The sequence below is a fragment of the Sphingobacterium kyonggiense genome, from assembly GCF_039536825.1.
Lineage (GTDB): Bacteria > Bacteroidota > Bacteroidia > Sphingobacteriales > Sphingobacteriaceae > Sphingobacterium > Sphingobacterium kyonggiense.
The window spans coordinates 439602-453439 of sequence record NZ_BAAAZI010000004.1; the positions used below are offsets into that span (position 1 = coordinate 439602).

Below are 13838 nucleotides of genomic sequence, written 5' to 3' on the forward strand. Positions count from 1 at the left end.
GGTTAGAAGCGAACGAGATCCGAACAAAATCCCTCTCAGATCCTTAAGAATTCCCTAAGAGTACCGACTCCAACACGAACCTATAATGAATTCAATACGACCACAACATTCCCGAAGTCATTTGCTCATTGAATCCAATAGCATATTTAAGAGAATGGTTATTTATAGATTAATACTTCGATTTTTCCATCAGCAGTTACTGTACCTCGGTACATGCCTTCGGTATTGAATGGCATGGCTACTTGGCCATTTTTATCTAGTGCAATCATACCGCCGTCACCACCCATTTTTCCTATCTCATCGATGGCTTCTTGGCTAGCTTGCTTGAGTGGCAGTTTACCGTATTTCATTTTCGCAGAAACATTAAATGCCGCTGCGGTACGGATATAATATTCGCCCCAGCCGGTACAAGAGATCGCTACAGTTTCATTGTCAGCATAAGTTCCAGCACCAATAATTGGAGAATCACCTACGCGTCCAAATTTCTTGTTGGTCATGCCGCCGGTTGATGTTCCTGCGGCTAAATTACCTTGTTTATCAAGTGCTACACAACCTACGGTTCCAAATTTCTCGTCCTTAAATGCCGGAGGCAGTTGGCTTTGTTGAGCATCATGGTCTAATTCCATGCGTTCCTTATCGCGTTCAAGTGCTTTTTGTAGACCATCCCATCGAGATTGTGTCCAGAAGTATTTAGGATTTACGATTTCTAAGCCTTGTTTTTGAGCAAATTCCTCAGCCCCTTTGCTGATCAACATGACGTGTTCTGTCTTGTCCATCACAGCTCTAGCGGCTTTTATGGGATTCTTGATGTTGGTTACTCCTGCTACAGCACCCGCTTTACGGTTCTTTCCATCCATGATCGAGGCATCCAATTCATTTTTCCCTTGATTGGTAAATACAGCACCCTTTCCCGCATTGAAAAGTGGCGAGTTCTCCATCACCTCAATAGCAGCAACTACCGCATCCAAACTTGTTTTGCCAGCTTTAATCTGATCATAGCCTTTTTGCAATGCCTCGGTTAAGGCTTCAACATAGGCCTTTTCCATAGCCTCGGACATGTTCTTCTTGAGAATGGTTCCTGCTCCACCGTGAATAGCCAAGACATAGCTTGAACCATTTGTAGTTTGCGCATGACTGGAGTTTATACTGCTCATCATCGTAAAAATCAATAAAATTAAACTGATGCTTTTCATAAAATAGAGGCTTTATACAAACATACTCAATATTGCCCTAAAAAAATAGACCGGTCCTTTGCAGAACCGATCTATCCTATATTAATAGTTAGTGATTTATTACTTCTTGGTTACTGTTAAGACGCCTTTGGTATTTCCGGCGGATAAATCAACAATAAACTCATAAGTAGCACCTTGTTCTAAGGTTTTACCAGCAACCAGACCTAGGTTACCAGGGTCACGGCCATTTTTACCATTACCTACAAGAACAATATCACTTGTCGTCGTCAAATCATCTTTGATTTCTCCACCCCAGTTTTTCTGGTGGAAGAACTTGAAATTGATGTTATCAGCTTTAATGGATTTTCCGGCAACTACCGTAACACGGTATTTCTTGCCACCAATTGGCGCCACACAAATCGCATTTTCAGGAGACCAGCCAACTTGGCTACTGGCTACATCCGGTTTACCAATACCCTCTCCGATAATCCAGATTGCTCCAGTTCCATCAGCATTTAAAGTCGCCAGGTTATTCCCGCTCATTGCCTCTGCATAAATGTATTTCTTTTCGAAATTGGCATAGAAACGATATTTACCAGTCAAGGCATTGAAAGAGAATTTTGCTCCATCTTTTTGGACAAAATCACCATCAACCGTCCAAGTAGCCACATCTTCAATTCCATCAATAACAATTTCCTTATCTTTTTCGATTTGAAGATCCACACTGTATAGATTATCGTTGATCTGCTTCATTCCTTCACCATTAAAGGCATAGCCAATAATAAATGGAGCAGCTTCATAAGTCAATGTATTGAAGGAAATAGTGTAAACGCCAGAAACCGAATTAGAAAAAGGAATGTTCTGTGTAATTCCCTGAGTCACCGCCTCACTCTCCCATCCAAAGTTGATGTCATTACCATTTGCACCAAATTTTGGTGCTTGCAAGTAGCCACTTACCTTGAAAGGAAAATTTTCGGTCAATTCATATTTATTCAAGGCAACACGGTTCATTTTGTAGGTTTTCGTTGCTGTTACCAAATTGATGAATGGAAAATCAGGTCTGGTAATCGCTACTTCCTGTTCCAATTCTTTCTTCACGAGCTCAACATTCTCCAGGGTAAACTTCAGTGCAGCCGTACCATTAGGAATATTCTTCAAGAAGGGAACAAATAGTTTTCCAGAGTATTCCGCATAATCCTTGGTGCGGATTATTTTTTCGGCTACCACTTCTCCTGAGAAAAGTAATTGCGCTTTCAATGTCGACAAGGCTACCCCTTGATCCTTAACATTGACTGTAAATTGCAAACTATCTCCCATAAAGGATGCCGTTGGGGCGGTTTTCACCTCAATAGTTGGGGATCCTCCACCGATAGCCACAATAAACTCATCCTCCTTACACGAATACAACAGTGTAAAAAGACATAATAAGGCGGTATAATTGATTAGTTTTTTCATTTTTTCCAAGTATAAGAGACTACGGAATTTGCAGGGATTTCATAACCGAAGTTATTTTTTCCATCCTCCAAGACAATGCGTGTAGCCGATCCAGAATCATTTGTAATCACAAAAGCATAGGAGTTATCGGTGTTTTTAAAGGCTGCATAAGTCAGTCCATTACCTTTAAAACCTTCGGTACCTATGCGGACTGCACCAGGTTTAACAACCGATGAAAGATGCCCGATGATGTAGTAGTGGGAATTCTTACGGATGGTTTTATAATCGGATTTGCTGATATCTACCGCACCATAACAAGTTTGGCAACCACCCTCACGGTTTGGCCCTTTCTCTGAGTCTAACATCAGGTTCCAAACAATGACTGCCTTACTGTAGTTATTCACCGTACCTAAAGCCACTTCACGCATATCTTCTGTCAGGCGTTTTCCCAACACATTACCATCATTCCAGGTACCAATGGAGGTCTCCGTAAAGACAATATCCTTTTGCGGAGCCTTTTGGTGAATATCCAATAACTCTGCTTTATCCCCACCGTAGTTATGGTAAGCAGCACCGGCAAAGAAAGCTGCTGCTGCGGGATCCTCATAAATCTTGATCGGGTAATCCTGCTGATCCGGCATATCGTCATAATTGTAGTTATGGTCAAATGCATAGATTTTGGTGTTTAAACCAGCCGCTTTGATTTTTGGACCTAAAGCGTTCTTAACAAATGCCTGTTGCTCGGGCCAAAACATCAGCATGGATGCCGAGTTCTTATCGTTCAAGGGTTCATTCTGTGGCGTAATGGAATAGATTTTAATACCTTCTGTTGCCATTGCCTGAATCCATTTCACAAAATAAGTCGCGTAATCCTGGTAGTATTTTGGGTTTAAATGACCTGCTGTCCAAGAGTTAAATGGTTGTAGATCGGTCAGGTTATTAACCTTCATCCACATAGGTGGTGTCCATGGGGAACCCATAATCTTGATGGTTGGGTTAATAGCAATGATCTCCTTCAAAACAGGGATGACATATTTCAACTCCTCCTCTTGAAGGGCGAAATTCTCAATTCCCGGTTTATCGGCAAGAGAATATTCCGACAGGGAGAAGTCAGAACATCCAATTGCTATACGGATGTAGCTCTGCCCCATTCCTTCTGTTGGAGAAAAGGTTTCTTTTAGAAACTTGGCCCGATCAGCACTGGTCATTTTTAACAGGTTATAGGCAGTAGAACCTGTAATAGCAGAACCAAAGCCATCCATGGTTTGGTATTTGGTATTCTCCAATAGCTTTATGGTCTGCGAGGACATATTGCTTGTCTTGTTGAAGTTCACAAAAGACTTTTTGAAATCATGACTTAATGACCCCGTAGTTGTATAGATCATTACATCGCCTGAGGTTGGTCCTACAGGTACAACAGGATCACCTCCATTGCCTACATTGTCATTGCCACAAGCGGTGAATACGCTGGAGAATATGCTTACTGCTAAAATATATTTCTTAAAGTTCATACGTCGAAAGTTTAGTATCCTAGGTTTTGTTTGATTTTAGGATTTTGGTCAATAATAGCTTGCGGAATAGGCAGGCGATAGGAATTTTCATTGAATTGATATACTTGGGCTTTACGTCCTGAATCCTTAGCATAAACGGCATTCATCACCGATTCTACTTTGTTCAGACGAACCAAATCAAACCATCGCTGTCCTTCAAAGGCCAATTCTAAACGGCGCTCTTTCAATAAGGCTTCCAACATAGACTCTTTGCTAGCCTTTGCCGCGGCAGTTAAAACAGGTAGTTTTACCCTCGTGCGTACCTTATCAATAATTTCTGCAGCAGCCGGTAAATTAGGTGCATCACGCATGATCAATGCTTCTGCTTTTAACAGCAGAATATCAGCATAACGGAATTTGATAATATTACTAAATGCCGAACGCGTCTTGTACATAAATGGATAATTGTTGGAAGGATAATAATTACTCCATTTTGCTTGGTAATACACAATAGATTCGGTGTATCGAATATTATCTGCTTCCGTAGTAAATGCTTTGATTAAATCGCGCGATGGGGTTACCCATTTTGCCCAGTCAAAAGCATTGTTATAATTGGAAAGATCACGACCGAACATCCAAGTTACCCAGTTTCCATTTCCAGTAAAGAATTGGGTCTCAAGGATACTTTCTTTTGAATTGCGTTTCTTGGCATCAGCAGTACCTTCCAATACCCCGAATAGGTCGCGGTAGTCTGCCTCCAAATCAAAACCTTCGGTTGCTAATTCATCAGCATATTGAATCACTTTTGCGTAGTCACGTAAAGGTTTTTCAGCATATACCTTAGCAAGAAGGGCTTTTGCCACTGATTTACTGAACTTTGTTTTATTCGCCGGATTATTGGCTGGCGCATCAGCAATCGCATCTAACAGATCTTTCTCAATTTGTTGATAGGCTTCTTTCTCCGGTTTTTGATCTGGAAAGTAATCATCATAAACATCTTCCAGATTATCCGCGGTAATATCATCAGCAACAACGGTTACAACCGGGATGTCTCCCCAATTACGTACCATATCAAACATGACCATCGCACGAAAAATCTTCGCCTCCGCTTTATACTGCTTACGTACAGCCGCGGTTAATGAATTATCCTTTACGGAATCAATAAAATTGATGAGGATATTGACACGAGCGATATCTTCCATAAAACGGTTCCAGTCACGCTCCATCACCGAGTTGGATCCTTCAATCGCATTTGATTCATAAGGTACAACTTCAGCACCAGTCGTTCCGGCATAGGCATTGTCCGAATGGGACTCTGCAACTAGTAATTTATCCAAATACCAGTGTTCTTGACGATCACGCATCTGGTTATATATACCCGTCATGGCACTTTCTACTGCCGCACGGTCTTTAAATACTTCTCCTTTCCCTTCCTCATCAATCCCCTCGGTAACATCAGAGAAGTCCGAAAGAGGATCTTTATCCAATGAACAGCTCGTTACGATGCCCAACAGCAGCATAAGGAACAGACTATTTATAAAATTTCTTTTCATGGCTTTCATTATTAAATCCTAAAACTCGACACTTACTCCTAAAACCAAGGCTTTACTTTGAGGATAGGTTCCCCAATCTACACCCTGTACACCACCATAGCCACCCCATTGGTTAACCTCAGGATCAATACCAGTATATTTCGTTAGAGTCAACAAGTTACTTGCCGATACAAATGGCTGTAATTTATTCACACCAATTCTACTTAAGACTGCTCCTTTGATGTTGTAAGACAAGGAGATGTTTTTCAAACGTAGGTAGCTTCCATCCTCAATAAAATAAGTGGAGTTTAACATGTTATACCCTGCTTTTGGCACTTCGGTAACTTGACCAGGTACGCGCCATCTTTGTAATACTCGGGTAGATTGGTTCTTGCCGTCATACATCCCTTCTGTGTCCATACGGGAAGCATTGAAAATATCATTGCCTTGGGATCCTTGAATGAAAATATTAAGGTTAAATCCTTTGTAGCTAAGGCTATTGTTAAATCCATAAGTAAACTTCGGATTCGGATCGCCGATAATGGTACGGTCAGAAGAAGAAATACGTCCATCCCCGTTGATATCTCTATAGTTCATATCACCGGTCTCTGGATTTACCCCTTCTGCAATATAGCCGTAGAAAGTTCCCATCGGGTTTCCGGGAGAATTGCGCACTGCGTAATCATTTACATAATCCACTGTTTTCGCATCTGGATAGAATGCTTGGGTAGCTAATTTCTCCAGTTTATTCTTATTGAAGGAAATATTGAATGTAGATTTCCAAGTCAAAGGTCCACGTAGGTTATCAGTATTGATGTTCACTTCAAAACCTCGATTGGACATTTCGCCTTCATTACGTGTAATAGAGTTAAGCTGACCTGCACCAGGAATATTTACGGTTGTCAATAGACCAGTCGTTAGCTTGTAGTAATAATCCAGGTTCACCGTTACTCGGTTGTCAAATCCGGTAAAATCTAGACCAACACCGGTTTGTGTGGTTGTTTCCCAAGATAAGTCTTTGGTTCTTAAGTTTGCTGGCGATATGGTTACAACGGAATTCTCTTTTCCTTCTTCAAACCAAGGAACGCGCGTAATGTTGTAGCGTTGTAGATAGCTGTAGTCATGAATTCCTGACTGATTAGCTGTTTTACCCCATCCTCCACGAATCTTGAGGTCATTAACCCAAGTGACATCCTTCATGAAATCTTCTGCTGAAGGTCGCCAAGCAGCGGAGAAAGAAGGGAAGCCTGCCCAACGGTGATTGGGATGCAACCTGGATGAACCATCTGCACGCATATTAACTGTGATCAAGTATTTGCTATCGTAGTTATACGCTAGACGGCTGAAATAAGATAATACCGCCCAATCAGAAGCACCAGTGCCTGTACCTGTCCAGGAGATTTTATTTGCAGCGTTTAAAGTTTCTATTTGATCAGACCGGAAATGAGAACCATTAATCCAACTGTTCATGTATTTGGAATCACTCCAAGAAGTACCTCCCATTACCAAAACATTGTGTTTGCCAAAATCTTTATTGTAGGTCAACACATTATCAAAGGTCATTACAGTATTCATCGCTCTGGTATCAGAAGCTTCCCCGTATTGGTTCCTTCCCCAAGATGTGGATAATGGATCCAAGAATGTAGTAGACAGTGTATTTCGACGGTCGAAGGCAATGGAAGTTTTAAAATTCAATTCGGGAAGAATATGAATAGTACCACTTCCTGCTGCTAAGATTCTGTTTTCACGGTTTTTGTTTTTGGCTGTTCTAGCCATATTTTCAATGGGGCTAGTCAGGTTTAAACCGTAGAAGTCATTGTAATATTGACCTGCATTGAAAGCATCCCAAATAGGCGCATAGGTTGGGGTATTAATCGTTGCCAATACAACACCTCCACGGTTTGAACCTGTACCTGAAATAATATCATTGCCGTTATAGTCGGCATAAGATACATTGGCGTTCACCGTTAACCAATCGCGTACTTTATTTTCAATATTCGCACGGAAGTTATAACGCTTATAGAAGGCGGTATTGATAATACCTTTATCATTGACATACCCACCTGAAAGGTAGTATTTCAAGCGTTCTGTACCATCGGAAATAGCAACTTGATAATCCTGGGTAACACCATTCTGAAAGGTTTCGTCAAACCAATTGGTTTGATCGGTCAGGTTATCCGGTAAGCTGATGATTCCGATTTCATCCATTAAGTCCTTGTATTGTGCGGTATTCAATGGATCCAATACAGAAGTTACGCGGTTATGGGTAGCCAAGGCATTGAAGTTTATTTTTGGGTTATTTGTTTTTCCACGTTTGGTGGTAATTAACACAACCCCATTGGCTGCTCTGGAACCGTAAATGGCGGCTGAGGAGGCATCTTTCATGATTTGAATGTCAGCAATATCGGAGGGAGCCAGGAAGTTAATGTTATCCACAGGCACATCATCGACCACATATAATGGGGCATTGCTTCCATTAAAGGAGGTTGTACCGCGGATACGGATAGAGGTCTCGCCACCTGGTTTACCATTTGGCTGTGTGACAGATACCCCAGCTGCTTTACCTTGAATTGCTTGGTTGGCATTGACAATAGGTCTCTCCTCCATATCATCGAGTGATACGGAAGATATAGCCGTGGTCACATCCTTTCGCTTAACAGCGCCATATCCGATGACCACGATTCCTTCTAAAGCTGTACTCGAAGCTTGCAAGGAAATGGTCATTTCTCCTGATTTGGCAATGACCTCCTGGCTGTTGTAGCCTACGAAAGTAATACGAAGTTTAGAATTTGAGGGAACATTCGCCAAGGTGAATTGTCCATCAACATTGGTTGAGGTGGCAGTAGAACCACCTACTAAGTGAACCGTAGCCCCAGCTATCGGCACGCTTGTGGATGCATCAATTACTCTTCCGTTGACCGTTAGGTTTGTCTGGGCATAGGTGTCGCCAAAACTTAAGGTAAAAAGAATAAGCAAAAGACCATAGGTTACTCTGGTAAAAAGTTTCATAAGGACTTATAGGGTTATAATTTAAAATGATTCAGGTAGATCCTGTTCTCACTCTAACAAAGTTAAGCATGGATTAAGCCTATATTACGAAATCATAAGGAAAGAAAACAAAAAAGTAAACCAAGTAAAGCCAAAAACACTACATATCAGCGTTATAGCGTTAATAAACTTAAAAAAAAGTAAAGTGTTTTAGGCTTAAATACTAGGTTTTCCAATCTCTTTGATGCGTTCATCAAAGTCTTCTTTGGATCCGACAACCTTATTTTTCACTTTGACACGGTAGTTGTAAACCGTCCTTAAGGAGTAGCGCAGGAAGCGTGCAATTTTAGTGGAATCAGAAATTCCTAAGCGTATAAGCGCGAAGATCCGAAGCTCTGAATTGAGAAGTTCATCCGGCTTCAAGGCTATCTGTTCTTCCGGTTTTAGTAGTTTATTGAATTCATGGATAAAGGTCGGATAGAGACTGAGAAATATCACATCGAAATTATGGTAAAGGTCATCAAGCTCTGTCTTGATGTAGTCTTGAGACTTTAATTCCTTATTCAGCTCATCATATTGCTTATTGGACAATTTCTTTAGCATGCTTTTCCGATTATGATCCAACTTATCAATATAAGAAGAACAAAGTTCAAAGAATTGAGCCATATACTCTTCCTTGATCAGATTAGTTTCCTGAAGATCTTTATTCACTTTAAGCAGCTCTGCATTCAGCAATTGTAATTCCTGGTTAACATCACTGACATGCTTTCTTGCTTTCTTAATATGCTTCATTTGCAAATACACAATAATCAACACCAGAAGCAGAAGAAAGGACATGATACTAATCGTATATAAGAAACCTGTCAATTGTTTCTTACGGGCTTGTTCTTTCTCTTGGAAGGCAGAATTGATAATTGGATAAAATGAGGAATTCTCAATGGTTCTATAACGTACATTACAGAACAAGGCATCATCTAAGGCCTCCTGAATATAGATATAAGCTTTATCAATATCGTTTTTCTCAAAATAGACTAAGGCTAAACTCTGTAAGGAGGCGTTGTCTTTTACGGAGTTTTTGATATCGGTAATGGCCGACATAGCAAAATAATAGATTTGCTTCTCTCGATCTGACCTGCTTTTATGGACTATCCCCAATAGGTAGGCTATTACAGCACGTTCGTGCTGGGGCTCTTTGTATTCCTGAAGCAATTGTAGTAATTCTGCCTCCGCTTTATCCTGGTTATTGCTGAAAACATTTCTGGTTGCCAATATAAGGCGGTAATCAACGGAGTTCTTCGGAATGACAGCCAGTAAGGAATCACGATAAATCTCACTACGTGTAAAGTATTCGATATAATTGGTACTCTGACCATAGTGCGAATAAAAGTCTGAGTAGGTGCGGTAATAATCGGCTAAAAGCTCTGTTTCAAGACCATCACGGGGAATTCCTTTGAGGATATCATTTGATTCTATGAATCGACCGGCCGAGGAATACAAACCAGCAAGCTGAATGGCGGATTGGTTATGTTTGAATTTATCCTGCAGATCATTGGCAATCTTCAGATTGAGATTGACATAGTAAATCGCCGAGTCCATTTGGTAGGTCCTGAATTCCTCATAGAGCTTGGTATACAGTTTATAACGGTGTTCAGGTTCTACATTTTTATGGAGTCGCTGTTTTGTTTGAAAGATTTCACGAAGTTTAATGCGTTCAAATTCAAGCTTGCGAGCTAGGGTATTTTGCAATTCTTTTTCCACGGAATCGACAGCAAGGCGAATACCGACTTGGTTCGCCAAGGCAAATTGACACAAGGCCAATAGCATTCCTAGAAAAACTGTTCGCAAAAACATAATAAAGGTTATGGTTTAATCTTCCTCTTTCTCTGCATCCCACCAGTCGCTCTTGAGGTCATCAATTTCACGACGGTCTTTTTTAGTCGGTCTACCTGTACCCCGATCACGCTTCAATATTGGTGCATGGAATACAGATTTGAAACCATAGGTTTCTTCTACGGGCGTTCTATCCTCGTAAAACTGAACTGCAGTTTTAGCATCTGAACGACGCTCCAATAACCCAGTTACATAAATCAATTTACGCTCTATTCCCTTCTGTACGGAATATTCATCCCCTACTTTCACGATAGCCGAGGGTTTCACATTTTGCCCATTCAATTTCACCTTTCCGGCCTTACAAGCCTCTGTAGCTAAACTGCGGGTCTTGAAAATGCGAATTGCCCATAAATATTTGTCTATCCGTAATTTCTCTTTCACTTCTGCCATAAGATCAAAAATAAGCATTATTCTCAATTTTAGCCTCTGCAAGACCGGAGTTGTCATCAAAATTCTTCATATTTGTGTCCTATAAAATATAAGTTCAATAAACATGATGACAGAAATCAACAACTTAAAAAAACTCGTAGAAGAAGCTTGGGAAAACAGACAATTACTAGAATATAAAGAATATTTTGAAGCCATTTCCTTTGTTATCCAAATGTTGGATGAAGGAGATCTACGTGTAGCAGAACCAGTTGGCGAGCGTTGGCATGTGAATGACTGGATTAAGAAAGCCGTAATTCTTTATTTCCCAATCCGGGGTATGAAAGAGATCAAAAACGATCCATTCGTTTACCACGATAAAATGAAATTAAAGACCAACTATAAAGAAATTGGTGTTCGTGTAGTTCCTGGTGCTTCTGCACGCTATGGAGCATACTTAGCAAAAGGAGTTATTATGATGCCTTCTTATGTTAATATCGGCGCTTATGTAGATGAAGGTACGATGGTTGACACTTGGGCTACTGTAGGTTCATGTGCGCAAATTGGCAAGAATGTTCACTTAAGTGGTGGTGTTGGTATCGGTGGTGTATTGGAGCCTGTTCAAGCATCTCCAGTTATTATTGAAGATAATGTATTCGTGGGTTCTAGAGCAATTGTTGTAGAAGGTATCCGTGTAGAAGAAGAGGCAGTATTAGGTGCAAATGTTGTATTGACCGCATCTACTAAAATTATTGATGTATCGGGACCTGAGCCTATTGAATACAAAGGATATGTACCTGCTCGTTCAGTTGTTATTCCAGGATCATACAGCAAGAAATTCCCTGCTGGAGAATATCAAGTACCGTGTGCTTTGATTATCGGTCAGCGTAAAGAGTCTACTGATAAAAAGACTTCTTTAAACGATGCCCTTCGCGAGCATAACGTAGCAGTTTAATAAATAGAACATAAAGATTGATGCAACAACGCGTAGCCATAGATCGGGAAGACTTTAACCAAGCTTTAGAAACATTGAAAGCTGGTGGCATTATCCTATATCCGACAGATACTATTTGGGGATTAGGATGTGATGCGACCAATCCGGAGGCCGTGGAGAAGATTTTTAATCTGAAAGGTCGGGATAAAGGGAAGAGCATGATCGTCCTGCTGGGCAATGACAATCAATTGCAGAGCTATGTGCAAGAGATTCCTGATGTGGCTTATGAATTAATTGATGTTAGTGAAAAACCGCTAACCATTATCTATTCAAATGCGAAGAACCTGGCTGCAAATGTAGTTGCTGAAGATGGCTCTGTAGGAATACGAGTAGTTAATCACCCATTCTGTGAGCAATTGATTCAACGCTTTCGCAAGCCAATAGTTTCAACATCGGCTAACTTTTCAGGACAACCATCAGCGAGAAACTTTGCTGAAATTGACCCTATTTTGATAGAATCTGTGGATTATGTTGTTAAATTTGGTCAAGATGATCTTACCGAAGGTAAAGCATCGACCATTATGAAGTTAGACCCAAGTGGTAAATTTGAGTTTATTAGAAAATAATATGAAAAAACTAATCGCCATTTTTGTGGCTGTATTTGCTGTAATCAGCATTAGCCATGCACAACAAGCCATCACTCCAGCAAAGATTGGTGTGAACTACGGTAAGAAAATTGATAAAAAAGGAGCAGTATCTGTTCAGCAATTGGAGAAATCCTTAGCTAAACAGGAAAACTTCAACGGTAAAATCGAAGGACAGGTTGTTCAGGTATGTACCAAGAAGGGATGTTTCCTAACGATCAAACGTGAAGGTCAAGAAGAGCCAATCATGGTTCGTTTTACTGATTATGGTTATTTCGTTCCTCAAGACTTAGTTGGTAAAACTGTCGTTGTAGAAGGAAAAGCTAAAGTAAAAGAAACTACCGTAGAATGGCAAAAGCATTATGCCGAAGATATGGGCAAAAGCAAAGAGGAAATCGCTAAAATTACCAAGCCACGCAAAGACATTTCTGTAGTTGCTGATGGGGTTTTAGTTGTAAAGTAATCTTAAAAACCTTATTTTGGAGGCTGTAAATGAAAATTTACAGCCTTTTATTTTTATTAAGCCCTAGAACTTTATGTCTTTATTTCATTCAGCAGCCTGCCAGAGCATTCAAGTCAATGGTGAATTGATGGATTTCCTTAAACCTAAGGTAATGGGGATCCTGAATTTGACACCTGACTCTTTCTTCGATGGCGGACAGCATGAAGGTGTTTCAGCTGCCATGGAGCATGCGCAGACACTACTGAATGAAGGTGCAGATATATTAGATTTAGGTGCTTATTCCAGTAGACCGGGTGCCAAAGAAATCTCCGAACAAGAGGAACTGGATCGAATGCTCCCTGTTATTGAGGCGCTGAAAAAGGAGTATCCAGATGCTATATTATCCATCGATACCTTCCGTGCGAAGGTTGCTCGTGAAAGTATTCAAGCAGGTGCTCATATCATCAATGATATTTCTGGAGGGACTTTAGATCCGAATATGTTTCAAACTGTAGCAGATTTGCAAGTTCCTTATATTTTGATGCACATGCGTGGTACTCCGTCTACCATGACGAAGCTAACGGATTATGATGATGTAGTAAATGATGTTGCTGTGCATTTAGGAAATGCTGTAGCACAATTACGAGCCTTAGGCGTAAAAGATATTATTCTGGATCCTGGTTATGGATTTGCTAAGACAGTAGCACAGAATTATGAGCTATTAATGCGTGTGGATGAATTGCATTATTTTGGACTTCCTATTTTAGGCGGGATATCCAGAAAGTCCATGCTCTATAAAAAATTAAATTTGAAACCTCAGGATGTACTTCCGGGGACTATTGCCTTAAACACCTTACTATTAGAACGCGGGGTACAGATCCTACGTGTGCATGATGTAAAAGAAGCCAAACAACTTATTGACATATTTTACTAAAAACAAACCCTT

Annotated in this window: 11 protein-coding genes; 4 read left to right on the top strand and 7 right to left on the bottom strand. The window is 40.5% G+C overall.

The annotated features are described in order from the left end of the window. Nucleotides 1-158: 158 nt before the first annotated feature. The 7 genes from ABD676_RS02995 to ABD676_RS03025 form a co-directional block, all read right to left on the bottom strand. Nucleotides 159-1193, bottom strand: a complete 1035-nt coding sequence (locus tag ABD676_RS02995; RefSeq protein ID WP_344673187.1) for an isoaspartyl peptidase/L-asparaginase family protein — start codon at nucleotides 1191-1193, stop codon at nucleotides 159-161. Between the two features lie 99 nt (nucleotides 1194-1292). Then, entirely contained in the window at nucleotides 1293-2627 is a 1335-nt protein-coding gene (locus tag ABD676_RS03000) for a DUF5125 domain-containing protein (protein WP_344673188.1), read from the bottom strand. Beyond that, nucleotides 2624-4117 carry an endo-1,6-beta-glucanase gene (locus ABD676_RS03005; protein ID WP_344673189.1) on the bottom strand — a complete coding sequence of 498 codons (1494 nt, stop codon included), beginning with the start codon at nucleotides 4115-4117 and terminating at the stop codon, nucleotides 2624-2626. Before ABD676_RS03005 ends, ABD676_RS03000 begins: the two co-directional genes overlap by 4 nt. Before the next feature lie 11 nt (nucleotides 4118-4128). Further along, on the bottom strand, nucleotides 4129-5649 hold the full coding sequence (locus ABD676_RS03010) for a RagB/SusD family nutrient uptake outer membrane protein (protein ID WP_344673190.1): 1521 nt from the start codon (nucleotides 5647-5649) through the stop codon (nucleotides 4129-4131). 18 nt (nucleotides 5650-5667) lie between these two features. Next, nucleotides 5668-8637 (bottom strand): SusC/RagA family TonB-linked outer membrane protein, encoded by a 2970-nt coding sequence (locus ABD676_RS03015; protein ID WP_344673191.1) that lies wholly within the window; start codon nucleotides 8635-8637, stop codon nucleotides 5668-5670. 195 nt (nucleotides 8638-8832) lie between these two features. Continuing rightward, nucleotides 8833-10467: a DUF6377 domain-containing protein gene (locus ABD676_RS03020; RefSeq protein WP_344673192.1), complete on the bottom strand. Its 1635-nt coding sequence runs from the start codon at nucleotides 10465-10467 to the stop codon at nucleotides 8833-8835. 15 nt (nucleotides 10468-10482) lie between these two features. Next, nucleotides 10483-10896, bottom strand: coding sequence for an RNA-binding S4 domain-containing protein (locus ABD676_RS03025; RefSeq protein ID WP_344673193.1), 414 nt, complete (start codon nucleotides 10894-10896; stop codon nucleotides 10483-10485). A gap of 103 nt (nucleotides 10897-10999) precedes the next feature. Here ABD676_RS03025 and ABD676_RS03030 point away from each other — a divergent pair, with 103 nt between their 5' ends. The 4 genes from ABD676_RS03030 to folP all read left to right on the top strand — a co-directional run bounded on the left by ABD676_RS03030 (nucleotide 11000) and on the right by folP (nucleotide 13826). After that, nucleotides 11000-11827, top strand: a complete 828-nt coding sequence (locus ABD676_RS03030; RefSeq protein ID WP_425565264.1) for a 2,3,4,5-tetrahydropyridine-2,6-dicarboxylate N-succinyltransferase — start codon at nucleotides 11000-11002, stop codon at nucleotides 11825-11827. A gap of 20 nt (nucleotides 11828-11847) precedes the next feature. Beyond that, nucleotides 11848-12432 carry an L-threonylcarbamoyladenylate synthase gene (locus ABD676_RS03035; RefSeq protein WP_344673194.1) on the top strand — a complete coding sequence of 195 codons (585 nt, stop codon included), beginning with the start codon at nucleotides 11848-11850 and terminating at the stop codon, nucleotides 12430-12432. Between the two features lies 1 nt (nucleotide 12433). After that, nucleotides 12434-12913, top strand: a complete 480-nt coding sequence (locus tag ABD676_RS03040) for a DUF4920 domain-containing protein (RefSeq protein WP_344673195.1) — start codon at nucleotides 12434-12436, stop codon at nucleotides 12911-12913. 73 nt (nucleotides 12914-12986) lie between these two features. Then, complete coding sequence (folP, locus tag ABD676_RS03045; protein WP_344673196.1) at nucleotides 12987-13826, top strand: dihydropteroate synthase; 840 nt, start codon at nucleotides 12987-12989, stop codon at nucleotides 13824-13826. Nucleotides 13827-13838: the final 12 nt, after the last annotated feature.

Coding starts and splice junctions, on each gene's coding strand:
- ABD676_RS02995 (WP_344673187.1), bottom strand. CDS start 1,193: ATGAAAAGCATCAGTTTAATTTTATTGATTTTTACGATGATGAGCAGT.
- ABD676_RS03000 (WP_344673188.1), bottom strand. CDS start 2,627: ATGAAAAAACTAATCAATTATACCGCCTTATTATGTCTTTTTACACTG.
- ABD676_RS03005 (WP_344673189.1), bottom strand. CDS start 4,117: ATGAACTTTAAGAAATATATTTTAGCAGTAAGCATATTCTCCAGCGTA.
- ABD676_RS03010 (WP_344673190.1), bottom strand. CDS start 5,649: ATGAAAAGAAATTTTATAAATAGTCTGTTCCTTATGCTGCTGTTGGGC.
- ABD676_RS03015 (WP_344673191.1), bottom strand. CDS start 8,637: ATGAAACTTTTTACCAGAGTAACCTATGGTCTTTTGCTTATTCTTTTT.
- ABD676_RS03020 (WP_344673192.1), bottom strand. CDS start 10,467: ATGTTTTTGCGAACAGTTTTTCTAGGAATGCTATTGGCCTTGTGTCAA.
- ABD676_RS03025 (WP_344673193.1), bottom strand. CDS start 10,896: ATGGCAGAAGTGAAAGAGAAATTACGGATAGACAAATATTTATGGGCA.
- ABD676_RS03030 (WP_425565264.1), top strand. CDS start 11,000: ATGATGACAGAAATCAACAACTTAAAAAAACTCGTAGAAGAAGCTTGG.
- ABD676_RS03035 (WP_344673194.1), top strand. CDS start 11,848: ATGCAACAACGCGTAGCCATAGATCGGGAAGACTTTAACCAAGCTTTA.
- ABD676_RS03040 (WP_344673195.1), top strand. CDS start 12,434: ATGAAAAAACTAATCGCCATTTTTGTGGCTGTATTTGCTGTAATCAGC.
- folP (WP_344673196.1), top strand. CDS start 12,987: ATGTCTTTATTTCATTCAGCAGCCTGCCAGAGCATTCAAGTCAATGGT.